Annotated in this window: 24 protein-coding genes and 1 pseudogene; 18 read left to right on the top strand and 7 right to left on the bottom strand. The window is 71.7% G+C overall.

What is annotated here, in order from left to right; translation table 11 throughout:
* Positions 1-198 precede the first annotated feature (198 nt).
* Both QMG73_RS25335 and QMG73_RS25330 read right to left on the bottom strand, forming a co-directional pair.
* Entirely contained in the window at positions 199-768 is a 570-nt protein-coding gene (locus QMG73_RS25335) for a hypothetical protein (RefSeq protein ID WP_281899675.1), read from the bottom strand.
* Positions 768-1,802 carry a helix-turn-helix transcriptional regulator gene (locus QMG73_RS25330; protein ID WP_281899673.1) on the bottom strand — a complete coding sequence of 345 codons (1,035 nt, stop codon included), beginning with the start codon at positions 1,800-1,802 and terminating at the stop codon, positions 768-770. Before QMG73_RS25330 ends, QMG73_RS25335 begins: the two co-directional genes overlap by 1 nt.
* Positions 1,803-1,953: 151 nt before the next feature.
* Between QMG73_RS25330 and QMG73_RS25325 the strand changes: the two genes are divergently transcribed.
* Genes QMG73_RS25325 through QMG73_RS25275 form a run of 11 tightly spaced genes read left to right on the top strand, consistent with a single transcriptional unit; the run spans position 1,954 to position 11,920 of the window.
* The gene (locus tag QMG73_RS25325) at positions 1,954-2,130 is read left to right on the top strand and encodes a hypothetical protein (RefSeq protein WP_281899671.1); all 177 of its coding nucleotides are present in this window, start codon (positions 1,954-1,956) and stop codon (positions 2,128-2,130) included.
* Positions 2,120-3,292: an iron-containing alcohol dehydrogenase gene (locus QMG73_RS25320; protein WP_281899669.1), complete on the top strand. Its 1,173-nt coding sequence runs from the start codon at positions 2,120-2,122 to the stop codon at positions 3,290-3,292. Before QMG73_RS25325 ends, QMG73_RS25320 begins: the two co-directional genes overlap by 11 nt.
* Before the next feature lie 15 nt (positions 3,293-3,307).
* Positions 3,308-4,336, top strand: coding sequence for a C-terminal binding protein (locus QMG73_RS25315; RefSeq protein WP_281899668.1), 1,029 nt, complete (start codon positions 3,308-3,310; stop codon positions 4,334-4,336).
* Positions 4,333-5,469 carry a pyridoxal phosphate-dependent aminotransferase gene (locus tag QMG73_RS25310; RefSeq protein ID WP_281899667.1) on the top strand — a complete coding sequence of 379 codons (1,137 nt, stop codon included), beginning with the start codon at positions 4,333-4,335 and terminating at the stop codon, positions 5,467-5,469. Before QMG73_RS25315 ends, QMG73_RS25310 begins: the two co-directional genes overlap by 4 nt.
* Positions 5,466-6,617 carry a hypothetical protein gene (locus QMG73_RS25305; protein ID WP_281899666.1) on the top strand — a complete coding sequence of 384 codons (1,152 nt, stop codon included), beginning with the start codon at positions 5,466-5,468 and terminating at the stop codon, positions 6,615-6,617. The genes QMG73_RS25310 and QMG73_RS25305 overlap by 4 nt, the downstream gene beginning before the upstream one ends.
* Positions 6,607-7,926 (top strand): MFS transporter, encoded by a 1,320-nt coding sequence (locus QMG73_RS25300; RefSeq protein ID WP_281899664.1) that lies wholly within the window; start codon positions 6,607-6,609, stop codon positions 7,924-7,926. The genes QMG73_RS25305 and QMG73_RS25300 overlap by 11 nt, the downstream gene beginning before the upstream one ends.
* Entirely contained in the window at positions 7,919-8,830 is a 912-nt protein-coding gene (locus tag QMG73_RS25295; protein ID WP_281899662.1) for a nucleoside-diphosphate kinase, read from the top strand. The genes QMG73_RS25300 and QMG73_RS25295 overlap by 8 nt, the downstream gene beginning before the upstream one ends.
* Positions 8,820-9,641, top strand: a complete 822-nt coding sequence (locus QMG73_RS25290; RefSeq protein WP_281899660.1) for a hypothetical protein — start codon at positions 8,820-8,822, stop codon at positions 9,639-9,641. Before QMG73_RS25295 ends, QMG73_RS25290 begins: the two co-directional genes overlap by 11 nt.
* A gap of 47 nt (positions 9,642-9,688) precedes the next feature.
* Entirely contained in the window at positions 9,689-10,258 is a 570-nt protein-coding gene (locus QMG73_RS25285) for a GNAT family N-acetyltransferase (RefSeq protein WP_281899658.1), read from the top strand.
* On the top strand, positions 10,251-11,630 hold the full coding sequence (locus QMG73_RS25280; protein WP_281899656.1) for a circularly permuted type 2 ATP-grasp protein: 1,380 nt from the start codon (positions 10,251-10,253) through the stop codon (positions 11,628-11,630). The genes QMG73_RS25285 and QMG73_RS25280 overlap by 8 nt, the downstream gene beginning before the upstream one ends.
* Complete coding sequence (locus QMG73_RS25275; protein ID WP_281899654.1) at positions 11,627-11,920, top strand: hypothetical protein; 294 nt, start codon at positions 11,627-11,629, stop codon at positions 11,918-11,920. Before QMG73_RS25280 ends, QMG73_RS25275 begins: the two co-directional genes overlap by 4 nt.
* Before the next feature lie 129 nt (positions 11,921-12,049).
* Here QMG73_RS25275 and QMG73_RS25270 read toward each other — a convergent pair whose 3' ends face one another.
* Together QMG73_RS25270 and QMG73_RS25265 are read right to left on the bottom strand one after the other, a co-directional pair.
* On the bottom strand, positions 12,050-12,928 hold the full coding sequence (locus QMG73_RS25270) for an esterase/lipase family protein (protein WP_281899652.1): 879 nt from the start codon (positions 12,926-12,928) through the stop codon (positions 12,050-12,052).
* Positions 12,929-13,125: 197 nt separating this feature from the next.
* Positions 13,126-13,548, bottom strand: coding sequence for a pyridoxamine 5'-phosphate oxidase family protein (locus tag QMG73_RS25265; protein ID WP_281899649.1), 423 nt, complete (start codon positions 13,546-13,548; stop codon positions 13,126-13,128).
* Between the two features lie 190 nt (positions 13,549-13,738).
* On the opposite strand from QMG73_RS25265, the gene QMG73_RS25260 reads away from it, so the two are divergent.
* The 5 genes from QMG73_RS25260 to QMG73_RS25240 all read left to right on the top strand — a co-directional run bounded on the left by QMG73_RS25260 (position 13,739) and on the right by QMG73_RS25240 (position 19,691).
* Positions 13,739-13,951, top strand: coding sequence for a DUF1918 domain-containing protein (locus QMG73_RS25260; protein WP_281899648.1), 213 nt, complete (start codon positions 13,739-13,741; stop codon positions 13,949-13,951).
* The gene (locus QMG73_RS25255; RefSeq protein WP_281899646.1) at positions 13,948-14,934 is read left to right on the top strand and encodes an Acg family FMN-binding oxidoreductase; all 987 of its coding nucleotides are present in this window, start codon (positions 13,948-13,950) and stop codon (positions 14,932-14,934) included. The genes QMG73_RS25260 and QMG73_RS25255 overlap by 4 nt, the downstream gene beginning before the upstream one ends.
* Positions 14,925-17,438 carry a cation-translocating P-type ATPase gene (locus QMG73_RS25250; RefSeq protein ID WP_281899645.1) on the top strand — a complete coding sequence of 838 codons (2,514 nt, stop codon included), beginning with the start codon at positions 14,925-14,927 and terminating at the stop codon, positions 17,436-17,438. Before QMG73_RS25255 ends, QMG73_RS25250 begins: the two co-directional genes overlap by 10 nt.
* 2 nt (positions 17,439-17,440) lie before the next feature.
* Positions 17,441-18,619: an ABC transporter ATP-binding protein gene (locus QMG73_RS25245; RefSeq protein WP_281899644.1), complete on the top strand. Its 1,179-nt coding sequence runs from the start codon at positions 17,441-17,443 to the stop codon at positions 18,617-18,619.
* An 85-nt stretch (positions 18,620-18,704) separates the two neighbouring features.
* Positions 18,705-19,691, top strand: coding sequence for an Acg family FMN-binding oxidoreductase (locus tag QMG73_RS25240; protein WP_281899642.1), 987 nt, complete (start codon positions 18,705-18,707; stop codon positions 19,689-19,691).
* Here QMG73_RS25240 and QMG73_RS25235 read toward each other — a convergent pair.
* Positions 19,678-20,130: a hypothetical protein gene (locus tag QMG73_RS25235; RefSeq protein ID WP_281899641.1), complete on the bottom strand. Its 453-nt coding sequence runs from the start codon at positions 20,128-20,130 to the stop codon at positions 19,678-19,680. The genes QMG73_RS25240 and QMG73_RS25235 overlap by 14 nt on opposite strands.
* Before the next feature lie 78 nt (positions 20,131-20,208).
* Positions 20,209-20,545, bottom strand: a pseudogene (locus tag QMG73_RS25230) (MFS transporter); the annotation flags it as partial.
* Between the two features lie 181 nt (positions 20,546-20,726).
* Between QMG73_RS25230 and QMG73_RS25225 the strand changes: the two are divergent.
* Positions 20,727-22,538 (top strand): putative nucleotidyltransferase substrate binding domain-containing protein, encoded by a 1,812-nt coding sequence (locus QMG73_RS25225; protein ID WP_281899639.1) that lies wholly within the window; start codon positions 20,727-20,729, stop codon positions 22,536-22,538.
* Entirely contained in the window at positions 22,535-23,161 is a 627-nt protein-coding gene (locus QMG73_RS25220) for a 3'-5' exonuclease (RefSeq protein WP_281899637.1), read from the top strand. The genes QMG73_RS25225 and QMG73_RS25220 overlap by 4 nt, the downstream gene beginning before the upstream one ends.
* Before the next feature lie 596 nt (positions 23,162-23,757).
* Here QMG73_RS25220 and QMG73_RS25215 read toward each other — a convergent pair.
* Positions 23,758-24,402, bottom strand: coding sequence for a hypothetical protein (locus QMG73_RS25215; RefSeq protein WP_281899636.1), 645 nt, complete (start codon positions 24,400-24,402; stop codon positions 23,758-23,760).
* Between the last annotated feature and the right edge of the window lie 72 nt (positions 24,403-24,474).

Here is a 24,474-nt window from a genome sequence, read left to right as displayed (position 1 = left end):
CCCCAGTTGGTCATGAGGACAGCCCTTAGTTGATCATTTTCTTGTGGTCACAGCGCGGCGGTCGTCCAACACCACGCCCATACCCATAGCGTCGCCCGCTCGCCGTCGCGGACGGTCACTGCCCACGCGTGACCAACCAGACCGACCCGATCGTCCACAAGGGCCAAAGGTACCCGGGCACCGCCACCCCTGGACGTGTCAGAAGCAGGTGCCGCAGGCGGGGTTCGTTTTCGGGGGGCTCTTCGGCGGTGGCGGCAGGATCGTTCCGGTGTACGGCGTTGTCACCACGTCCTTGTCGACCAGCGACGCGTCCGTGGCCAGCGGCACGGCCACGACATTCAGATCGCCGGCGGTGGTCGAGGCGACACGGACCCAGTAGCAGGCAACACGCTCGAGCTGGCCGGCGAGCACGCAGACGCCGTACTCGCCCACCGTCGCTGGCACCGCGGTCGCCCCAAAGTGGCGCACCGCGCCGACCGTGGCTGATGGGAACAGGCGCACGTTGTAGCCGGGAGCGTCTCCGGTCGGCGCGGCCGAGGAGTAGGTGGCGAGACGGAAACCGCCGTTCTCGACCACCGGGTCGCACTGTACGGCAAACCCTTCGAGCACGATGTACGTCGAGTAGTGCTTCGACGCGGGCTCCATACTGGACATGGTCACGCAGGGCGCCATCGCCCACGGCACCGGATCCGCTTGGACGGGCGCGGCGGTGGTGAGCAGCGTCGCCGCGATCGAGGCGGCAAGGACGCGGCGGCCGGTCGATGGCATCAAGATTCCTCTTCGGTCGGTCGAGTGGTCGGGGGAAGCGGGACCGCCTTCGCCGCGCCCAGGACCAGCGCGAGTTGAAAGCGGTTCTCGACGCCCAGCCGATCCATCAGGGCACGCAGGGCGTAGGCCACGGTGCGGCGGCTGACGCCGAGCTCCGCGGCCACCGCCTCCTCGCTGAGGCCGGCGGCAAGCAGCGAGACGATGCTCTGCTCCCGGCTGGTTAGCATGATCGGCAGCACCTCCAGGCTGCGCGGATCGCCTGCTGCGTCCCAGATCCGGTAGAAGAGCTGGGTCAGGTGCGCGACCGTGTCCGGCTCGTCGATCTCGATCGCACCCGCGTCGAAGTTGGTGGGGTCGGCGGGAAACAGCGCGCTGCGCCGGTCGAAGATCATAAGCTTGAGTGGCAGGGTCTCCACCTGGCGATGCTCCGCACCAGCGGTGAGCGTACGGTCGGGGCCGCCGTCTCGTGGCGCGAGCCCCAGGGTCCGGAGCCGGACGCCCCTGGCCACCAGCGCGCGGTCGAGTGGGCTCGCGGCGGCGGCCGCCGCCGCGCTGATCACGTCCTCCGTGTTGATGGCCAGGTGCTCGCGCCGCTCCGCGGCCGCCAGGTCGGCGATCCGGCGACGGGCGGCGGTGCGGGTCGGTAACCGGCGAACGGCGACGGCCGGCACCTCTTCCAGGCGGAGGTCGGCGACGAGGGCGAGGTGCCGCCGGTACTGATCGCTGATCACGACCGGGGATCGGCGCCGCCGCACCCTGGCGAGGACGGCGTCTGGGTCGACAGCGCTCCACTCGCCTTCCCGGCCGCGGTACGAGGGCCGGATCGCCCCGACGGCGGCCAGTTCGTCGAGCGCCTGCCCGATCCTGCTGGGAGCGACGCCGAGCTGCCGGACGAGCTGCTGCCGGCTGGCCGGACCGAGCAGCGTGAGACTCCGGTAGATCAGGTCCGCGTGCGGCGACAGGCCCCACCGGCCCAGCATGGGTACCACCGGTGGCCGCCCGCGTGCCTCCGCGATCGTGCCTCGCTCCCGCATCGTTTCCTCCCCGCAGTCCCCTGCCCCGTTGCACAGTTGCGCAACTGGGCCACTTCAGGCAAGCGGACGGCTGGGGCCGCTTGCACAACTGCGCAATCGATCCGCACTGGCCCTCGCCTGCGGCTACCGGTCCGCGGCGCGGGTCGCGGAGGTGTCGGCGCTGCGCACCGCGTTGTACTCGACGGGCCCGTCGTTCGTCGTGGTGGACGGCGATGCCAGGGAGGCCGTCGGCGCCCGCGCCTCGGCCAGCGTCGGCCTCGACCAAGTCGCGGCCCGCTTCCGGGAAAGCCTGCGCCCGGCCACGGTGGGGTCCGGCGATGGCATCTGACGGCCTGCTACCGCTGCCTGGCCACCCCCGCGCCTTCGCCGGGCGGGGTGCCGCCGCCCGGCTCCGGCCCACCCTCGACGATCTCGGCGCCACCCGCGTCCTCGTCGTCCACGGCGTCGGCGCGGCACGCCGGGATGCGGTCGCGGCGACCATCGACGGGATCCGCGGCGGCCGGACAGTGGCGTGCTTCGCGGGCGTCACGCCCAACCCGAACCTCCGCCACGCGCGGGCGGCGGTGGCGGCGGCACGGATGTTCCGCCCCGACGCGGTGGTCGGTATCGGCGGCGGGAGCACGCTGGACGTCGCCAAGATCGCGGCACTGTTCGGGGACGACCCGCACGGTGCTGGGCTCGACGACCCTACATGCCTGCGACCGCCAGACTCACGCCGCACCTCACTCGTCCTGGTGCCAACCGTCTCCGGATCCGGCAGCGAACTGACCCGGTTCGCCACCATCTACGCCGACGGGGTCAAACGGTCGGTGGATCACGCTGCGGCGCGCGCCGACGTCGTGCTCGTCGACCCGGACCTGACCGCGACCGTGCCCGTACGGGTGGGGATTCCCGCCGCACTCGACGCTCTCGCGCAGGCGGCCGAATCGTACTGGTCGGTTCGTGCCACGCCGGCTTCCCGGTCGCTGGCGCACGAGGCGCTGCGGCGGCTGGCGCCGATGCTGGGAGTCCTGCGCGACACCGCCGCGTTCGCCGACCCTGGCGTACGCGCGGAGTTGGCTATCGGCGCCGCTTGGGCCGGCGCGGCCATCGACCTGACGCGAACGACGGCCGCGCACGCGCTGTCCTACCCCCTGACCGCCCACCGCGGGCTGGCACATGGCACAGCGGTGGCTCTACATCTGCGCTGGCTCCTGCCCCACCACGCTCACCTCACCGACGACTGCCGCCATCCGGGCGGCGCCGCGGCACTGCGTTCGCTGGCCGCCGACATCGACACCATCGTCCGCCACGGCTGCGGATCACCACTGGAGGCACTGGTCAGCGACCTTCTGGCCGCCGGTGGGCAGCCGGGATCGCACGCCGAACTGGCGCTTCGGCCAGACGTGTGGGGGCCCGTTTTCGACGCCGCGCTCGCCTCGGACCGCGCCGGGAACAACCCAAGCGTGCTGACCCTCGAAACCGTGCTCGTGGCGGCAACCACCTGCTGACCGGAAGGAGTCAAGGTGCACCGACCTCGTGTCCTCTACACCGACCCACCCTGGCTCGTCGACGGCGGACGGGCCGTGCCCGAACTCGCCACAGTGGAGCGTGAAACGCTGGGAGCGCGGGCGGAGCTGCGGTTCGGTCCGTTCGTGGACGGGCGCTACGCGCACAACGACGAGCTCGCGCGCCTGGCCGCGGGCTGCGACGTCCTCGTCGTCTACCGCTGCCGGATCACCCGCGGCCTGCTGGACGCTGCGGGTGAGCGTCTGCGCGCCGTCGTCCGGCAGGGCGTAGGCGTGGACAACCTCGACCTTCCGCTTCTCGCGGAACGCCGCCTGCTGGCCTACCACGTCCCGGACTACTGCGTCGACGAGGTGGCGACGCACACGTCGGCGCTCGCCCTGGCGCTCGAACGCCGCCTTGTCGCTCAGCACAACGGCTTGTCGGGCGGCACTTTCGACATCTACGCCGGCGGCGTCCCGCACCGGATCAACCGCAGGACGCTCGGCGTCGTGGGGTTCGGCAGGATCGGCCGGGCCGTCGCGCGGCGGCTGGGCGCCTTCTACGGCCAGGTGCTGGTCCACGACCCGCACATCGGCCGTGACCTGCCCGAGGGGTACGGGGCGCTGGCCGTCGACTCGCTGGACGAGTTGCTGGAATCGTCCGACGTCGTCACGCTGCACTGCCCGCTGACCGGCGCCACCGAGGGACTGATCGGTGCGGCGGAACTGGCCCGGATGCGTGCCGGCTCCTTCCTCGTCAACGCCGCGCGAGGTGCGCTCGTGGACCCGGCGGCGCTGGGCAGTGCGCTGCGGGGCGGCCGGCTGGCCGGTGCGGGCCTGGACGTGTTCGCGCCGGAGAACCCGCACGATGATCCACTGTGGAAGGATGTGCTCGACCACCCTGCGGTGATCGTGACCAGTCACCGCGCCTTCCTGTCGCGGGAGGCCGAGCACAGCAGCCGCCGCCGTGTCGCGGAGCTGGCGCGCGACCTGCTCGCCGGTGGGCAGCCGACGGTCGGGCGCCTGTCACCGGCGGGGCTCCGATGACCGCCCCCTCGCCGACCGCGGTGCCGACCCGGGCCGGCGTGGTCGTAATGTCGACCGGCGATGTGCGGGTACCGGTGTACGCCCCTGCGGCACAGCCGTGCCCGCATCTGGCAGACCAGCCGTACCAGCCGCCCGCCGGTACCCCGGATCTGCTGGCGGCGATCGCGGACCGCGCGGGCCTCGGGGTCGGCATCGGCAATGTGGTGGTCGCGCCCGGCGCCCGCGTCGCGATCCTGGCCGCGCTCCGGAGCATCCTCACGCCGGACCGGCGGGAGGTCCTGCTCCCGGCGCCGTACTGGTCCAGCTACCCCTGGCTGATCGAGGCGGCCGGCGGCGCCCCCGTCGCGCTGGCCGGCCGCGTGGGCAGCGCCGACCTGGACAACCAGTCGCTCGACGCGCACCTGACCGACCGCACCGCGGCGATTGTCGTGAACTCCCCACGGAATCCGGACGGTGCCGTGGCCACCCTCGACACGCTGCGCGAGCTGGTGGACTGGGCGGAGCGCCGCGGCGTGGTGTTGCTGGCCGACGAGGTCTACCGGGGGGTGCCGCTCGGTCCGGCGGCCCCCTCCGTGCTGGACGTCCGGCCGGATCCCGGCGAGCGCTGCGTCGTTGTGGACGGGCTGAGCAAAAGCCACGCCTTGGCGGGCCTGCGGATCGGCTGGACTCTCGCATCGACCACACGCGCGGACGCGATCGCCGCGATCTGCTCGCATCTGGTCGGCAGCACCTGTACGGCGGCCCAGGCGATCGCGGCCGCCGCGCTTACGAGCGGGGAGGGCGTACGCGCTGGGCTGCGCGCGGCCCTCACCCGCAACCTCGACAGCACGCTGGCGGCGGTGTCGACCTGGCCCGGGGTTTCGGCCGTCCGCCCAGCCGGCGGCATATTCGTGTTCGCGGATATCCGACGGTGGCTCGCCGGCCCCGCACCCGAGAGCGCCCGCCGGGAGCCGGTCGGGTGGCTGCGTGACCGGCACGGCGTACAGGTGGTCGACGGTGCTGCCTTCGGCGCGCCCGGCCACATCCGTCTGTCCTTCGCCCTGCCGACCGACGATCTGGACGACGGCCTGCGCCGGCTGGGTCGCGCCTTCGCGGCTGGGCGAGCGGCGCCGTGTCCGGAGGGCACGTCGTGACGGGGCTGAGCGTGGAGAACTCCTACCCCGAGGACTGGGGTGGCGACGTGCCGCTGTTCGCGTCGCGCCGGTGGCTGGAGGTGATGGCGGGCCGCATCGAGGGGGAACCGCTGTGGTTCTCCACGCGCGCCGCACGGGGCGTACGGGTCGGGCTCGCCGGCTACCTCGTCACCGATCCCGGCGCGTACCCGTTCGGCAACGTGGCCGCGCTGGCCGCCAGCCAAGCCTCGCCGTTCGCCCCGCGCGGCGTACGCGACGTGTTCGCCGCCACTCCCCTGCCGCGCCCCGACCTGTTTCCGCACCTGCTGCTGACCTGGCCGGGCTACGCCTCGTTCCCGGTCGGGCCCGGGCACGACGACGCGCGCGCCGTCCGGGACGCGCTGGCACGCGTCGTCGGATGGGCCGCGGACGGCCGCGCGGCGGCCGTCGCCATCCCCTACGCGCCGGGCGGGAGCGTGCTGGCCGGCGAGGCACGCCAACTGGGCTTCGCGTCCATACCGCTGACGCACGACGCGACCCTGCCTGTACCGGCCGGCGGCTTCGTGGAGTTCCTGGAACGGCTGACCGCGCACCGCCGCCGGCGCGTCGCCGCCGAACGCCGCGCCTGGCGGGACCGGGGACTTCGGGCGTGGCGGGTGGAGCGGGTGACAGCGGGGCTGCTCGACCGGATGGCGCTGCTGCGCGCGGCGCACCGGAGCCGGTACGCGATCACCTGTGATCCGGCGGACGAACGCGCCCGCATCGCCGCGCTCCTCGACCGGCTCGGCGGCGCGGTCGACCTGTTCGCGGCCGGAACCGACACCGCCGGCGACCCCGCGGACGTGCTCTGCTTCTCGCTGTTCGTCCGCGACCGCGCGACCTGGCACGCGCTGTACTTCGGCGCCGACGGCGGTGTCCCGCGTTCCCGAGGGGGCTACTTCGAGGCGGTCTTCTACACGCCTATCGAGCATGGCGAAGACCTCGGCATGGCGGAGATCTCGTTCGGCCTGGGCGCCAGCCGCGCCAAGCTGCTGCGGGGATGTGTCCTGACGCCGGTCGAGTGCCTGCTGGCGCCCACGACCGAGCGAGCCGGCCCGACGATCGCCGGCATCGCCCAGGCGTGGCGGGCCACCGACACCGACGCCCGGGAGGGACTCCATGACAGGTGACGGCCGCCCCGCGAAGGGAGCGCGGCTGCTCGGCCCGCTCGCCGACCGGGACTTCGCGTTGCTGTGGTCGGCCCGGGCCCTCTCGCTGATCGGCGACTACACGTTCCGGATCGCGCTCATCACGTACATCATCAGTGCCACCGGATCGGCGGCGGGCCTCGCGGTCGCGACCACGGTCCTGCTCGTCCCCGCCCTCGTCTTCTACGTCGCCGGCGGCGTCGCCGGGGATCGTGTCCGGTCCCGCCGGCAGATCATGGTCGGCGCTGACCTGCTCTGCGCGCTGGCGACCGCCGCGATGGCGCTGTCGGCGCCGTCGGGCAAGGTCTGGGTGGTCGTCGCCCTCGCCGTGCTGATCGGCGTGGGCGAGGGGTTCTTTCAACCGGCCGCCTTCGCCTTCGTGGCCGACATCGTGCCGGCCGAGGGCCGGATGGCGGCCAACTCCGCCAACTCCCTCGCCCGGCAGATCGCCCTGGTGGTCGGGCCGGTGATCGGCGGCTCCGTCGCGGCCTTCTGGTCACCGGCGGCGGCGTTCGCCGTGAACGCGGTCAGCTTCCTGCTCTCCGGCGCGCTGGTCCTCGCCATCCGGCGAGACACGGCCACGCGGGCGACGGCGCCCGCCGGTGACGCCAGGCCGTCCGGGGCCCGTTGGCGCACGGTACTGGCCGACGCCGCCACCGGTGTGCGGTACATCGCCGGACGCCGCGCCCTGCTGCTCGTCTTCGTCGTCGGGAGCGTGGCCAACGCCGTGTTCGTCGGCAACCTCGACGTGGCCATCCCGTTCGTGTTCTCGCCCGACGGCGTCGAGCAGGCGGCGAGACTCGGCATCTTCGTCACCCTCGAAGGCGTGGGCGCGATCGCCGGTGCCGTCCTGCTCGCCCGGCTCGTCGCCAGCGGGCGGTCGCCCAACCTGATGCTGGTGCTCGCGTGGATGGCGGCGTCGATCGCCGTGGTCGGCTTCATCGGCCGGCACCCGTCCGCCTACACGGCGGCGATCGCCTACGGGGTGGGCCTGCACTTCTTCAACTCCCTGTTCATGACGACGCTGCACAACACTGTCCCGGAGCGCCTGATGAGCCGGGTCGGGAGTCTGACCTTCCTCTGCTTCAACGGACTCATGCCGCTCGGCACCCTGCTGATAGGTCTGCTGGTCGTGCTCCTCGGGGCGCGCGGCGCGGCCCTGTGGACGGGCGCCGGGCTCGTCGCGGTCTGCCTCGCCGGCACCGCCGCGCTCCGGCTGCTGCCGCGCGACGAGCCGGACCCATCGCCGCTCGCCGGCGGCCGACCTCTGGAACGGACCGACCATGCCTAAACACCCCTGGGAACGACACGTCTTCTCACTGATCATGCCGGACGCGATCAGCCAGCGGGTCCACGGCGAAATCGTGGCGCGGATGCGCGCCGCGGGATTCGCGGTCCGCTACGCCAGCCTGATCCGGGTGGCACCGGAACAGCTCGACGCGGTCAACGCGGCGAACATCAAACACAAGTGGGACACCTACCACTACCGGCTGCTGGATCGCCTCTTCCGCTATGGACCGGTCGTCGCGCTGATCTACGAGGACGTGTCCGGTGACGCAGACGCGCACGCGCGGGTCAAGCGGCTCAAGGGCGCGACCGACCCGCGCATGGCGGCCACCGGCACGATCCGTCGCGACCTGGGAGGCGTCAACGCGATGCTGGCGCTGATGCACGCCGCCGACACACCGGACCGGTCCCGGCGGGAGGCCGGATGGTTCCTGGGCGAGTCGGTGGTCGGTGGCGAGTCGCCACCGCACGGCGCGGCGCCGACCGGCACCGACTGGTCGCACGCCCGCACACTGCTGGCGCTGCTGGAACACGGAGCGCCGGAGCGGCGCGGATTCGACGAGGTGTTGCACGGCCATCGGGCGGCCGTACTCGCCGCCGCGTGGCCGGACCTGAGCCCGCCCGGCCGGGCCCTCGCGGCAACCGCGCTCGACCAGGGAGGGCTGGCCGACGACGCGATCGGACCCAAGCTCGCCGAGACGCTCCGGCAGGGCGGCACGCACCCCGGGTACGACCTGTTGCGCGCGGGCTGGCAGCCCGGCCAATTCTCGCTGACCGAACGCGACCTGCGCCGGTGTGTGGCCGCTCTGGAACTGCCCCCCGACCCGTGGGCCGAGATGGTGCTGCTCACGAGCGCCGCGTTCGCACCGCGCCGGAACGAACGGACGGTGCGCTCCGATGCTCGGTGACATCGTTGTGGACGAGTTGCGGACGCGGTTCGCGCTGGAGGACGCGCGAGCCGTACTGCTCGTGGGTTCCCGGGCCGACGGGCTCGACTACGCCGGCTCGGACATCGACTTCCTGGCGGTGTACGAGTCCGAGTCACGGATTCCGGCCACGATCCCGTTTCCCGGTGCGGTACGCACGGACAGCTCGCTCGGCGGCAACTGGCTCGGCACGATGCGCGGCGAGGAGGTCAACGTCGAGACCGTGTCGATGGCGACCGTACGCCGGGTCGCGGCGCTCGCGGCGGCACCACTGACCGGGCATCGCACAGCCGTCCTGCAGCCACTGGAGGTGCGGCTGCTGAGCCGTCTCGCGACAGGACAGCCGGTCGGTGGTGGCCCGTCCGGTGCGCGGCTCGCCGGCACCACGCCGCTGCGCCGGCTGCCCGCGGTGGTGACGGCGATGCACTGCCTGGGGGTGGCCAGCTATCTCGACGTGGCGCGAAGCTGGTCGGTGGGCGCCGACGCGCTCGCTGCGGACCTGGTCCTGCTGGCCGCGACCAACACCCTTGGCATGGCGGCACTGGCGGTACGCGACACCGTCGTGTACGCCCCGAAGAAGGTCGGCCTCGCGCTACGCAAGCTCGAACGCGACGGGCGCATGCCGCCCGTCCGGGAAGCCGAGCTGCGCGGACTCGTGTCGGCCGGCCACGACCACGCCGCCCGCCTCGACGGATTCGAACGGGCGCTGGTGCGGGTCCGCACCGCTGTGGCGGCACGGGCCACGACCGAGGGCGGCGCGTGGCGGGAGGCCCTGACCGTCATCGCGATCTGACCAGCGGGACCGGGAGAACCCACCCGACAACGAGAAAGGACCGCACGATGCCCGACACCGACCAGGAGACCACATGGCCGCGCGGCGACCTGATCAGGCTTCGGCCGCCGCGGGTCGAGGACCAGCCCGGCCTCGACATCCTGCAGAACCCCGACGCCCGCAGCTCGTGGAACAACATCGGCGGCCGCCGACGCACGATCGCGGAGAAGCTGGCCGCGGGCGGTGTGATCGGCGAGGCCGGCGGGCAGTTCGTCGTGCTGCCACTGGACGGCGACCGCGTACTGGGAGAGGTGGTGTGGAAGCCAGTCCAGTACGGGTCCGGGACGAGGTCACGGGCCTGGAACATCGGCCGTGAGCTGCTGCCGGAGATGCGGGGCCGAGGAGTCGGGACGGAGGTGATGCGGCTGACCGTGGGCTGGCTGTTTCGCCACACCGATACGAACCGGGTGGAGAGCACGCCCGAGCCGGCGAACGTCGTTGCGATCCGCTCGGTCGTCAAGGTGGGCTTCGTCCACGAAGGAGTGTTGCGGGGCGCGCTCTACCGCGACAACGGCTGGCACGATCTGGCCCTGCACACCATCACGCGCGACCAGTGGGACGCCGGGGCCGATGGCTGAGCCGGTTCGCGTCTCGGCGCGCGGCCTCGCCCTCCACGAGGCCGTCCGGCGCCGCTGCGCCGAACTCGGCCCGGCGAAACTGACCGCGCGGCGATCCGCCCTGGAGCGCGACTACCGGCGGCGCGGCGTCGACTTCCTCACTGACCTGACGCCGCGGTACTTCCGCCATCCGGACGACGACGGGCACCTCAACCTGGACCCCGTGCCGTACGTGATCACCACGAGCGACTGGGATCGGATCGTCCGCGGGTACGCGCAACGCCTGCCAGTCTTCGACGACCTGATCCGGGTACTGGTCGACCGGGACCAGTCCGTGATCCCCTCGCACATCATGGACTCGTGCGCGTACGACCGGGCCGCCCTGGCCGTGCTCACCCGGCAACGGCGAGCCGTGACCTTCGTGGGCTCGGACGCGATGGTCCACACCGACGGTCACGTCCAATTGGTGGAGGACAACCCGTGCACCGCGAGCGGGATGGTGTACGGCGCCCTGTTGAGCACGGCGACCCGTCGCCTCGTCGACGAGTTCGCCGGCTTCGACGAAGACCCGGTCATCGAGATCGGGCAGGCCATCCGCCGCGTTCACGAGGAGCTGTGCGACACGGTTTCCGCACCGCGAATCGTCTATCTCACCCACGGACCCGCCGATCCCAACTTCGTCGAGCACGCCATCGTTGCGGAGTCCGCCGGCTTCGATCTCGCCGATCCGGAGGACGTGACGGTCGGCGGGGACGGCACGGTACGGCTGCTACTGGGCGACGGTACAAGGCAGGTGGTCGACCTGGTCGTGTGCAATCACAGCCGGCGGTTCCGGCTGACCGGCCAGTTACTCGACGCGGTCGCCAAGGCGCGGGTGCCAGTCGTCAACCATCCCGCTACCTTCGCGCTGTCCGACAAGTACCTGTTCGGCTACCTGCCGGAGCTCATCCGCCGGCGCTACGGCGTCGCCCCACTGCTCGGCCAGCCGGACACCGTGCCGCTGATAGACGCGGGCGACCGAAGGAAGGTCTTCGCCGACATCCGCGAGTACGTCATCAAACCCCGCAAGGGACTGGGAGGCAAAGCGGTGCTGATCGGCGCGACCGCGAATGACGAGGAGATACGCGCCATGCGCGAGGTGGTGTCGCGGCGGTCGCACCACTTCCTGGCACAGCCGCGGGTGGTCGCCGCCCGGACGACGAGCCTCAGCCGCACGGGTGGTCCGGAGTCGCTCATCAGCTCCGTCTTCGACATCAGAATCAGCGGGTACGTGGGCACCGCCAGCACCGCGATAGCGGAGCCCCTGGTCCGCGCCGACCTCCACGGCAAAGGGCTGGTCAACGTGTCGGCCGGTGGCGCGCAGAAGCCCATGTACCGGGTAGCGGGCGGATGACCCGATACGACGCGGCGAAGCTGTACCTGATGGGCAGGCACGGCGCCGACGTGCGCGTCGCCGCGGCACGCGGCGACAGGACCGGGTGCGCGATGCTGCTCTTCCGCATGAAGGAGTTGGCTTCCGGCGTCCTGCCACGATCGGTGGTCGAAGCCCTCAACGCGGCCTATGTGGACGTCGCGGACACGGCGGGCGGCGCTGACCCGGCCAGCGTCCTCGCCGCCGTCCGGGCGGTCGAACGGCTCGAGGAGGCGATCCTCCCGGACTGGGAGGTGCGAGCGAGGGACTGATCGCCGCACTCAGATCGCGCGAGCGGCGGCGAGGTCGCCTCCGCCGGACCACCCGAGAACCTTTCCCCAATGAGAGGCGTCGGCCGCAGCCCTGAGGCCCGGCCGGCGCCCGTTCCGAACAGCGACCGCTCAGGAACACTCGACCTCGCGCGGGTTCCCGGGATCGAGGGCGTTGAGCGTCAGTGTCAGCACCGCATCATTGAACGAGATGCCGACGTGCTCGGTGGTGTCATTCGCGCAGACGTCCTGCAGCGTGATGTTGTCGACGCCGGACCCTTCGAGGAAACCCGAGGTGAACGGCGTGACGATCTGATCGTTCCTGGTGGCGATGACCGTGTAGTTCACGCCCGGAACGGTTTCGGAGTCGGCGTTGAGTCGGGTGATGAAGTCCGAGCCGACGATCTGGTCGGTGCAAGCGGCGCATGCGGTTTGAACCGTGTCGCCCACGACGTCGAAGTTGATGGCCAGTTGCGCCAGGCCGCTCAGGTCGGTGCCGTGGTTGGACGGCGCGAGCCCGACCAGAGTGTTCACCTTGGCGGCGCCACCGAGGAACCTCAGGTACTGGCGCGGCATCATGCCGCCCTGCGAGTGACCGACGATGTCCACCTTCGACGCACCGGTGGCGTCGAGCACCTTGTCGACGAAGAGCGACAGCTGCTGGGCGGAGGTGGCCACCGGCCCCGTTCCCTGGATCAGATCTCCCCGCTGCCCGCCGTAGTTGAACGCGAACACGCAGAAGCCTTCCGAGGCGAGCCTCGGGGCCGCCACGAACCAGTTGTTACTCATGTTCTCGAACGTGCCGTGGACGAGGACGACCGGATTCGGGTGCGCGGCGGGCGGTTTGCAGCCAAAATCGTTGGCTCCCGGTAGAAATCCAGTGTCGTCCGGCGACCCTACCGGCGCCGCGGCCCGCGTTCGTTCCACCTCCCCGGCTTGCGAGCCCTGTGCTACCGCCATCGCGGCGACGAACCCGACCGCGCACACACCTAGGGCCGCCGCAACGGCCACGCGTCTGGATGACATGAGTACCTCCGATGTCTGGCCTGCAACGCGATGTCATGCGTTGCGCCGGCGACGCTACGTCGAGCCGGCTGCGGCGCCTTCGATGGAGGTGCGCACTTTATCCCCCGCTTTTGTCGCGGGATTTGCGTTATGCGGCGCCTGCGGAGCGAGTCGGGGCACCGGCCAGACCCGGCTCGGACCGCCTACCTCGCCGCAGCCGCGGGGTCGACCAGCCGGTACCCCGTGAGCAGTTGCGGCTCGATGCGGATGACGCAGTCGGCGTCCATCGACACCCACGGACGCAGCAGTCGCTCATAGCGGGCCTTGTCTGCCGGATCGGTGACCAGCCGGGCGGTGCCCGTGGCCACCACACTCCAGCCGGTGTGCTCGTGCGGGTCGATCTGGTCGGCCTGGTAGGCCACCACAACACCACGGGCGGAACCGACTGTCGAGGCGACACTGCCGCCCAAGCGGCTCCGGATGATCACGGCGCCCGCGTCCACGATGTGGTTGACCGGCCGGATAGCGGGCAACGCACGGTCGGTGAACACCACCCGTCCCATCGGCGTGCCGGCGAGCAGGGTGAGGCACTCGTCGACGGTCAGTTCCGCGAGCACCCGCGACATCGCCCGATCATCCAGGCGCGGGCGAGGAGCTGAACAGGGCCAAAGGTCCCGATGTCCGCCACGCCACTTTTGGGCTGCGCCGAAGGTCCCGAATCAGACGGAAACCCGGCCCTACAGCCCGCGTCCTGCCAACGGTGATGGTGAAGGTGACGGTTCACGCTCCACACGGGGCCCGGCACCGGAGGACACCATGAAGGCCAAGCTCGGCGACCGGCTGATACTCGAAGGCACCCACGTGGGCGACCCTCGCCGGGTCGGCATCGTGACCCAGCTGCGGCGCGACGACGGCGAGCCACCGTACCTGGTCCGCTGGCTGGACACCGGCGGCGAGTCGCTGGTGTTCCCCGGCCCCGACGCCCGGGTCGAGGAGCCCCGGGCCGGCGGCCCGGCGGTGGCGCGATGACCAGGCCCGCGGTCGCTGGCGGCCGCGGCCTGCCGCGGGGTCCGCTGCGCGACTGCCTGGAGGCCGCGATCGCGGCGCCGTCCGTGCACAACACCCAGCCGTGGCGGTTCCGCGTCGACGGCGACACCATCGACGTGTACGCCGACCGCAGCCGGCGCCTCGCGGTGCTGGACCCCGACGGCCGGGAGCTGCTGATCAGCGTGGGCGCCGCGATCCTCAACCTGCGCGTGGCGATCCTCGCCCACGGCCGGGTGCCGATGCTGCACCTGCTGCCCGACCAGGCCAAGCCTGATCTCGCCGCCCGGATCACGCTCGGGCCGCGCACCGAACCGCCGGCAACGGCGCGGATGCTGGCCGACGCGATCCCGCGCCGGCATACCAACCGCAACCCGTTCAAACCGATCGGGGTACCGGCCGACGCGCTCGCCGACCTGTGCGACGCCGCCACCACCGAGCTGGGCCGCTTGGTCATCGTCGACCCCGGCGTCCGCGACGCCGTGCTGGACGTCGTCCGCATCGCCGAACACCGCCGCCGTCACGAACCGGCCTACTGGCGCGAGCTGAGCGACTGGACCCGCACCGAGAACGGACGGGGCGACGGCGTACCGGTGGAGGCGTTCGGCCCGTGGGACGCCCTGGAGACCGTGCCGATCCGCGACTTCAGCGTGGTGCGCCCGGCGCGCCGGCGTGGCCCCGCGACGTTCGAGAGCGCGCCGACCATCGCCGTGCTGTACACGGTGACCGACAACCCGTACGAGTGGCTGCGCGGCGGCCAGGCGCTGCAGCGCGTGCTGCTCACCGCAACCGTGCGCGGCCTGGCCAGCACGCTGATGACCCAGCCGGTGGAGGCGCCGGACCTGCGCCGGCTGCTGGAAGACCAGGCCACCGGCTACGCCGCTCAGGCGGTGCTCCGGTTCGGATACGGCCCGCCCAGCGCCGCCTCCCCACGCCGCCCCCTGCAGGAGGTGGCCGAATGGCGCTGACCGCGGCCGCACCCATCGGGCTCACCGCCGAAGCCGCCGCTGCCAGGCTTGCCGACGAAGGCCCCAACAGCGTCGCCCCGCCCCCGCACCGGCACCTACCCGTCCGGGTCCTGCACCAGCTCGCCGACCCCCTGGTGCTGCTTCTGCTCGCCGCCGCGGCAGTGACCAGCGCGCTCGGCGACATCCCGGACACCGTGGTGATCGCCCTCGTCGTCATCGTCAACACGGCCATCGGCGTCACCCAGGAGGTACGCGCCGACCGTGCCATCGCCGCGCTGGACCGGCTCGCCGCACCCACCGCCCGGGTCGTACGCGACGGCACCGACCTGGTGATACCCGCCGCCGACCTGGTACGCGAGGACATGGTGCGGCTGGAGCCGGGCGACATCGTGCCCGCCGACCTGCTGCTACGGCTGGCGCACCGGGTGCAGGTCGACGAGGCGGCCCTGACCGGCGAGTCCGTGCCGGTCGCCCGGGAAGCGGGCGACGAACTGTACGCCGGCACCGTGCTGGTCACCGGCCGGGCCGCGGGCATCGTCACGCGCACCGGTCCGGCCAGCGCACTCGGCCGCATCACCGCGCTGGTCGCGACCACCCGCCCCGGCGCCACTCCCCTGCAACGCCGGCTGGCGGGCCTGAGCCGCGCGCTCGGCGCCGCCGCCGTCGCCCTGTCCGCCGCCGTCCTGGTGCTGGGACTGGTCGCCGGCCGGCCGCTTGTCGACATGGCAATCACCGCCGTCAGCCTGGTCGTCGCCGCCGTCCCCGAGTCGCTGCCCGCCGTGGTCACCCTGGCCCTCGCCCTCGGCGCCCGCCGGATGGCCCGCTCCCGTGCCATCCCGCGCCGGCTGCACGCGGTCGAGACGCTCGGGTCGGTCACCGTCGTCGCCTCCGACAAGACCGGCACCCTCACCGAGGGACGGATGGCCGTGCAGGCGGCGCTCACCAACGACGGCGAGCTTTTCCGGGTACGCGGAAACGGGTACGCGCCGGACGGTGAGGTCCGCGACGCCAGCGGTACCGCCGGAGCCACACCGCGAGTGCGTGACCTGGCCCGCGCGGCCCTGCTGTGCAGCGACGCCGCGCTCGCGGCGCCGGCCGGCGACCGCCCGGAGTGGACCGCGATCGGCGACCCGATGGAGGCGGCGCTGGTCGCGTTCGCCGCCCGGTGCGGGCTGGACACTGGCGCCGAACGCGCCGCCTGGCCTCGGGTCGCCGAGCACCCGTTCGACCAGCAGACCCGCCGCATGGTCACCGTGCACCGGCGGCCGGCCGGCGGCTACCTGGTGGTGTGCAAGGGCGCGCCCGAGACTGTCCTGGCGCCCGAGTCCGCGTCGCGACGCCGGGCCGACCTGCTCGCCGAAGAGGGGCTGCGCGTGCTCGCCGTGACCGCGGCGGTGGTCAGCGCCGTGCCCGACCCGGCCACCGTCTGCGGCTTGGAGCCCGTCGGCCTCGTGGGCATCGGCGACCCGGTCCGGGACGCCGCGACCGCCACCGCCCGTGCCTTCGCCGACGCCGGCATCCGCCTGCTGCTGATCACCGGCGACCACCCCGCCACGGCGGCGGCCGTCGGCTCGCACGTGGGCATCTGGCACGGCGGTGACGACGTGGTCCGCGGCGACGACGGCCCGATCACGGCTGAGCGGATCGACGACATGCGCGTGTTCGCCCGGATCCAGCCCGAGCAGAAGCTGGACATCATCGCCGCCCTCCAGGCACGTGGGCACGTGGTGGCGATGACCGGCGACGGCGTCAACGACGCGCCCGCCCTGCGCAAGGCCGACATCGGGGTCGCGATGGGCGGCGGCACCGAGGTCGCCCGGCAGGCCGCCGACCTGGTGCTGGTCGACGACAACCTGGCCACCATCGGCGGCGCCGTCGCCGAGGGCCGCCGCATCTACGACAACATCCGCCGCTTCCTGCGGTACGGGCTGTCCGGCGGACTCGCGGAGGTTCTGGTGATGCTGGCCGGGCCGTTCCTCGGGCTGCCGGTGCCGTTGCTGCCCGCCCAGATCTTGTGGGTCAACCTGCTTACCCACGGGCTGCCCGGCGTCGCGCTCGGCGCCGAACCGGCCGCGCCCGGCACGATGCACCGACCGCCGCGCTCGCCGCAGCAGTCGGTGCTCGGCGACGGGCTGCTGCGCGCGGTTCTGGCGACCGGCATGCTGCTCACCGCCGTCGTGCTGGCAGCCGGCGTGGTCGCCGACTCGCTGGACCGGCCATGGCAGTCGATCGTGTTCACGGTGCTCGGTCTCGGCCAGCTCGGCATTGCCCTGGCCGTACGGGCGCAGCGCCGGCCCGGCGGCCCCCGCAACCCGGCGCTGCTGGCCGCCGTCGCGCTGTCGGCCGTCCTCCAGCTGGCGGGCGTTCTGGTGCCGCCGCTGCGCGACCTGCTCGGCACCGAACCGCTCACCGCCCTCGACATGCTCGCCTGCGCCGCCGTCGCGGCCCTGCCGGGCCTGGCGATCTTCTTGCGTGCCTCGTTTCGGACGAAAGGTGTTGACTGACCATGGCAGAGGTAACGCTCACCGACGTGACCAAGGAGTTTCCGGGTGGCACGGTAGCCGTCGACCAGGTCAGCCTCACCGTCGAGGACGGCGAGTTCATGGTGCTCGTCGGGCCATCCGGCTGCGGCAAGTCGACGCTGCTGCGCATGGTCGCCGGGCTGGAAGACGTCACCAGCGGCACGGTCCAGATCGGCGGCCGGGTGGTCAACGACCTTCCGCCCAAGGAACGCGACATAGCGATGGTGTTCCAGAACTACGCGCTCTACCCGCACATGACCGTGGCCGACAACCTCGGCTTCAGCCTGCGGCTGCGCGGGATGCGTAAGCCCCAGGTGTTGGAGCAGGTGACCGACACCGCGCACGTGCTGGGGCTCGGCCTGCTGCTGGAACGCAAGCCCGCCGCGCTCTCCGGTGGGCAGCGCCAGCGGGTGGCGATGGGCCGGGCGATCGTGCGCCGGCCGCAGGTCTTCCTCATGGACGAGCCACTGTCTAATCTGGACGCGAAATTGCGGGTGGCCATGCGCGGCGAGCTCAGCCGGCTGCACCAGCGCTACGGCACCACCACGATCTACGTCACCCACGACCAGGTGGAGGCGATGACCCTCGGCAACCGGATCGCGGTCCTGGATCGCGGCAAGCTGCAGCAGGTGGGCCCGCCCGATGAGCTGTACGCCGCTCCCCGCAACGTGTTCGTGGCCGGCTTCATTGGCTCACCGGCCATGAACCTGAGCCGCTGCCGGGTGGTGGACAGCGGCGCCGGACTCGCGCTGGCGTTGGGCGACCTGCGGTGGCCGGTGCCCGAGCGGCAATTGGCGATCCGTCCGGCCCTGCGCGGTTACGCCGGCCGCGACATCATCCTCGGGCTCCGCCCGAGCGCCATCGGGCTGCCCCGCGACGGCGACACCAGCTCACGGCTGCGCGTGTCGGCGGTGACCGTGGAGTCCCTGGGCGGGGAGAAGAACCTGCTGTTCGTACCGCCGTTCGACCATGGTGAACGCCTCCTCGTCGAGGACAGCGCCGGCAACCTGTGGACCGCTCGGCTGCCCGCACTGGCGCCGGTTCGCGCGACTGACGAGGTGGAACTGGCCGTCGACCTGGACGGCGCGTACTTCTTCGACCCGGACAGCACCGAGGCGCTGCCGGTCACCGACGCCGCCGGCCTGCTCCCGGCCGCCGGCTGAGCCGTTCGCCGTGCGGCCCGCGGCAGAGACGGTGACGATGGAAGGTGCGAGCGTGGCACCAGCCAGACGACGGAAGGGACTTGGAATGAGCGACGGTGACCGGCCACGGGCGGCGGTACTGGCCGAAGCCGCACAGGCGGCCGGGTACGCGCCCTCTGTGCACAACACCCAGCCCTGGCGGTGGCGGGCCGCCGGCGAGGCGCTCGACCTGTTCGCCGTCCGGGAGCGGCAGCTCGACGTCGCCGACCCCGAGGGCAGGCTGCTGGCGATCAGTTGCGGCACCGCGGTGCAGCACGCCCGGGTGGCTCTGGCCGCCGAGGGCTGGACCGTGGCGGTGGCCCGGATGCCCGACCCTGCCGACCGCGATCACCTGGCCCGGATCACTTTGACCGGCCGCACCGCGGTAACACCGGAGGCCATGCGGCACTTCCAGACGATGCGCCTGCGGCACACCGACCGCCGGCCGGTCAGCGACACGCCGGTGCGGCCCGAGGCGATCGCCGCCATCCGCGAGGCCGTCACCGCGAGCGGCATCGACCTGCACGTGCTCACCGGCGACCAGATCCTCGAACTGGCAGCGGCCGCGTCGCACGCCGACAAGGTCGAAACCGAAGACCCGGAGCAGCGCGAGGAGCTGGCGTACTGGGTCGGCGGCGACCGCCCCGAAGGCACGGGCGTCCCGGACGCGGTCATCCCCAGCCAGGCGCCACAGACCACCGTGCCGGGACGCGACTTCGTGCGCGCCGGCACCCTCACCGTCGGCTCCGGTCACGACCGCGCCGCCGCCTACGCCATCATGTACGGCCCCGGCGACGAGCTGGCGGACTGGCTGCTGGCCGGCGAGGCCCTGTCGGCCGGCTGGCTGGCCGCCACCGAACTGGGCGTGACCGTGCTGCCGTTCAGCTCCGTCATCGAGATACCCGGCACCCGGCACACGCTGCGCGGCATGCTCAGCGATCTCGGCTACCCGTACCTGGTGCTCCGCCTCGGCACGGCCGACCCCGACCACCCGGGCCCGCCGCACACACCGCGCCTGCGCGCCGACCAGACCATCGACGTCATCGCCGGTTGAACGCGAGGTGCTTGATCGGCACCTGGTACTCGGCGAACGCCAGGTAGATCTTCATCCACCGGGTGTACCGCTGCTCGCGACCGGCCAGCGCCTGGCCCATCCCGGACTCCGACCAGCGCAGCCGCCCGATCAGATCCACCTGCCCAGGGGTCAGGCGCCGGAACCGGGGGTCGCCGGCTTCCTTCCGCTCCCGCACGTAGGCGATCTCCTCGGCCCGGCCCTCGAACCACTGGTGGCGGTACTTCTCGGCCTGCGCCCGGCAGTACATAGCGCGCTCGTAGTCGTCGCCCAGGCGCTCGATGACATCGACCGGCAACGCCGCATGCCTCGACGCTGGGATTCGGGGAACGCGCTCACGCACCGAGGCCCGGCCCACCGCGCGCTCGATCGGCGCCGTGGAGTCGTACTCAGGCCACCTTCTTGAGGTCTGTGTCCGCATGACGGCCTCCTGCCCTACAACTCCGTTTTAGCGGACCGGGTCCCATTCCAGTAGGGCCGATGGCCCTATCCGCGGGCCTCACCTCGTCATACCGGTGAGAGCCGATGATTGGGTTGCGGGACGGGCGATGCCGGCCATCTTGACGGCGGTGTAGACGGCGGCGGCGAGGGCGACGTCGGACAGCAGCATCAGGCCGATGGCGTAGGAGCCCTCGACGCCGTACACCCAGCCCATCACCAGCGGCGGAACGAAACCGCCGAGGCCGCCGGCCGCGCCGACCACACCGGTGACGGCGCCGACCTTGTCAGCGGGCGCCACCTTTCCCACGAGGGCGAATACGGCACCGCTGGCCGCGCCCAGAAACGCGGCCATGCCCAGGAAGGCGATCGTCCCATGGAACGAGTGGCGGCTGGAACGTGACTGACCCGATTTGGCGATCGAGATGACGCCACGCGGATCGATCGTCTACGCCGCTCGTCGGCGGTTGAAGTGCCAAAGGTCCCATCTTCATCAGGACCTTCATGTGACCGTCCAACGCTCGACAGCCCGCCGTTGCCGGGCAATGATCGCGGTGCGGGATCGGGAAAGGGGCCGGCGTGAAGGAATTCGCCGACTTCCTCAGTGAGCAGCCACCGTTCGACGCGCTGGACGCGGACGACCTGGCGCGGCTGGTCGCGCGCGTGGAGGTGGAGTACTTCGCCGCCGGTGCCACCGTCATCGCCGAAGGCGAGCCTCTGGAGCACTTGTGGGTGGTCCGCACCGGCGCCCTCGAGGTCGTGGATCGCGGCGAGGTCGTCGATCTGCTGGGCCCCGGCGACGCCTTCGGCCACCTCTGGCTGCTGGCGGGCCTGCCGCCGCCGTTACGGGTCCGGGCACACGAGGAGAGCCTGTGCCTGCGCATCCCCGATCCACGCGCGTTTCTGGCCCGCCCTGACCTGTTGCGCTTCGCCGCGGTGAATCCCGGCCCTGGCGTCCGGCGGCTGGCCCGGGTGGCGGACCGGCTGGGCCGCACGGACGAGCCGCTGGCCCGCCTGGTGCGCCCAATCCTCTGGTGCGACGCGGACGACAGCGTCCGGGACGTCGCGGAGCGGATCGGTGCCGGGCAGCAGTCGTGTGCCCTGGTGCGTACCGGAGCCGGGCTGGGCATCGTCACCGACCTGGACTTCCGGCGGGCAGTGGCCACCGGTCGGGTCGGCGTCGACGCACCCATCGAAGTGCTGGCCACGGTGCCGGCGCTGACGGTCGAGGCGGACGCCACACAGGCGACCGGCCTGCTGCGGATGGTCGAGCATGGCGTGCACCACCTGGTCGTGGTCGACGCCGCCGGCCAGCCGACCGGTGTCCTGCGCGCGGTCGACCTTGCTCAGGTGGAGGTGCGCGACCCGCTGCTGGTCCGTTCAGCCATCGGCGCGGCCACCGACATCGATGAACTAGCCGACGCGTGCCGCCTGCTCCCAACCACCCTGGTGGAACTATGGGACAACGGCGTCCCCGCTACGCACATCGGGGCCGTCCACGCGGCGATCGTCGACGCGATCGTCCGCCGCGCGCTACGGCTGCACCGCCTGCCGACCCTGGACGGGGTACGACACTCGTGGGTGCTGCTGGGCTCGCTGGCCCGCCGGGAACCTCTTCCCCTGTCCGATGTGGATACGGCGCTGGTGTGGGCCACGGACACCGATAAGGCGGACGCCATGCGCGCCGACGCCAGGGAGTTGCTGCGGGACCTGCAGATCTGCGGTTTCACTCTGTGCGGGAACGGGGCGAACGCGCACAACCCGGTGTTCAGCCAGTCAAGGTCCGGGTGGCTCGCGGCCGCCCGCGGCTGGCAACGCGATCCCACTCAGGAAAACGCCCTACTGCTGTCCGCGATGGTGGCCGACAGCCGCCCACTGACCGACCCTGAGCTGGGCCGATCGCTGACCGAGACCATGCGGTCCCACACGCGCAGCGGCCAGTTCCTGCGGGCCCTGCTCACCGATGCGCTGGGCTGGCGGCCGCCTGTCGGCTTCATCCGCGACTTCGTAATCGAGCACACCGGCGAACACGGCGGCCAGCTCGACCTCAAAGCCGGCGGCCTCGCCCCGGTCGTCGGGCTTGCCCGCTGGATCGCCATCGTCGGTGGCGACGCCAGCGGCACCACGATCGAGCGACTGCACCGCGGGGCCGCGCTGGGTTTGCTCAGCGCCGACGAGGCGGAGACCCTTGCCGGCGGCTTCGAAAACATCTACGGCTTGCTTCTGCACCACGAGATCGAGGCGATCCGGGCCGGCGAGACGCCGGATACGTACATCTCCCCCAAGGACCTGGACACGCTGGCCCGCCGGCACCTGCGCGAGACGTTCCGGGCCATCGCGCTGGTGCAGACGAGCATCGACCGCAGCTGGCACTACCGGTTGCCCGGATGACCGCGCGACTGTCCACACCGGACCCGCGTACGCCGTGGCGGGAAGCCGAGTTCTGCGTACTCGACCTGGAGACCACCGGTCTCGACCTGCGCCGCGACGAGATCATCTCGTACGGCGCTGTGATCGTGCGGCACGCCAGGATTCCCTGCGGTGACGTCGTGTACCGGCAGGTACGCCCGTCGCGGCCGGTCTCGGCGTCGGCGGTGACCGTGCATGGCCTGCGCGCTGCCGACCTGGCCGACGCGCCGCCGATCGACGACGTGCTCAACGATCTCATCGGACTGCTGTCCGGCCGGCTCCTCGTGGCGCACGCCGCGTGGGTGGAGCGCGCCTTTCTCGACCGGGCGCTGCGCAGCCGCGGGCGCCGGCTGGGACGGCTGGTCGTCGACACCGCTGCCCTCCTGCGAGCCGCCCGGTTGGCTGACTCGGCGACCGGCCGCGAGCCCAGCCTGGAGGCCGCCGCCCAGCGGCTCGGTCTACCGGTACACACGCCGCACCACGCCCTCGGCGACGCGTTCACCACCGCGGAACTGCTGCTCGTGCTCGCCACCCGCATGGAACGGACCACCCGCCCCTTGAGGTTGCGGGACCTGTACAGGGTGTCGCAACACCACAGCGCCTGACCCACGGCCGTTCCGGAATCCCGAAGCTCTCCAGTGACAGGAGGAACAAACCCATGAGCGCCTCGAGCGACCTCGAAGCATCAATCTATGGAATCTGGTCGATCCATGCTGGCAGGACGACTCTTTTGGGAAAAGAGCGGTTCAGTCGCCGCCCGAGAAGCCATATCGAGTTTGACGTGTCCAGGTGGCGGCTTTATGAGACTCGACGGAGGCACCGCTTTCCCAACGCTGGAACCAGTGCCGGCATGTGGCACGTCTTCCCTCTGAGTGACCAGAAGGCGTTGCTGGTACTCACCGTGCGATCCTACCGTCCTGGTCGAATGGCGCGGGCGGCCGTGGAGTCGAACTACGGCTACTCCGGAGGTGCGGTGATTGTCTCCGGAGCGCTGGCCCAGCGGGAGAGGGAAGCGAAGAAGATGCGAGATGGTGAGGCGCGAATGTACTTTACGCCGACGCTCATCCGAGTCGACGAGATTGTCATGGCATTGCCCAGTAGCGGACGGGATACGCCTCGGGAAAGGTGGATCCGGCTCAGCGAAGGCTGACTGGCCGGCGGGACCGGGTCGCGGTCCCACCGGCCTGGTGGAGATTTGAAGTCAGACGTTGGCGGGAATCCGCTCGCTCTTCTGCTCAGGGGCCGCGAACGTCGCCGTCTTCGGGGTCACCAGCGAGTGCATGAAGCCGAACAGGGCAAGGATGAACATCGCGGCGGCGGCCAGGTACGCCACGGTGGCGAACTGCGCGGCCTTGGCGCCGAACTCGCTGAAACCGTACGAGGTGAGCAGCAGGCCGCGCAGGGTCTCACCCTTGAACACGGTGTCGCGCTGCTGGGTGACCTCGGCGAGTTGCGCCTGCAGTTCGGCGAGGTTGGGGGCGTTGGTCTTCTGCGCCTCGGCGACCTGCGCACGCAGTTCGCTCTGTGGTGCACCGAGCTCGGCGTACGTCTTACCGTCCGCTGTGGACTTCAGGTGCAGGCCGATGAAGTTGTTCGCGTAGCACTCGGCCTGCTTGCCTGTGGTCAGCTGCTGCCCGGCGTACTCGACCACGCACGCCTGCGCCTTCTCCTCCTCGGTGAGGGTGTCGGCGTTCTTGAACGTGATGTTCTGCTGGCTGAGCTGATCCTTGACGTAGTTGTTGGCGAAGTTGGCGTTGCTGGTCAGCACGAGGCCGGCGATCAGCAGGAGGCCAGCCAGAACCAGCCCGCCGGTGCTGACGATCAGGTCGAGGGTCTTGCGCTTCATGGGATCACTCCGTCGTCTGTGGAGCTTGCCCGGCGGGCTCAGCTCACTGGTAGAACCGATGAAGTAGATCCT

Source organism: Phytohabitans aurantiacus, from assembly GCF_027923225.1.
Lineage (GTDB): Bacteria > Actinomycetota > Actinomycetes > Mycobacteriales > Micromonosporaceae > Phytohabitans > Phytohabitans aurantiacus.
Note: the sequence above shows the minus strand (reverse complement) of the source record. Positions and strands in the feature narration are given on the sequence as shown.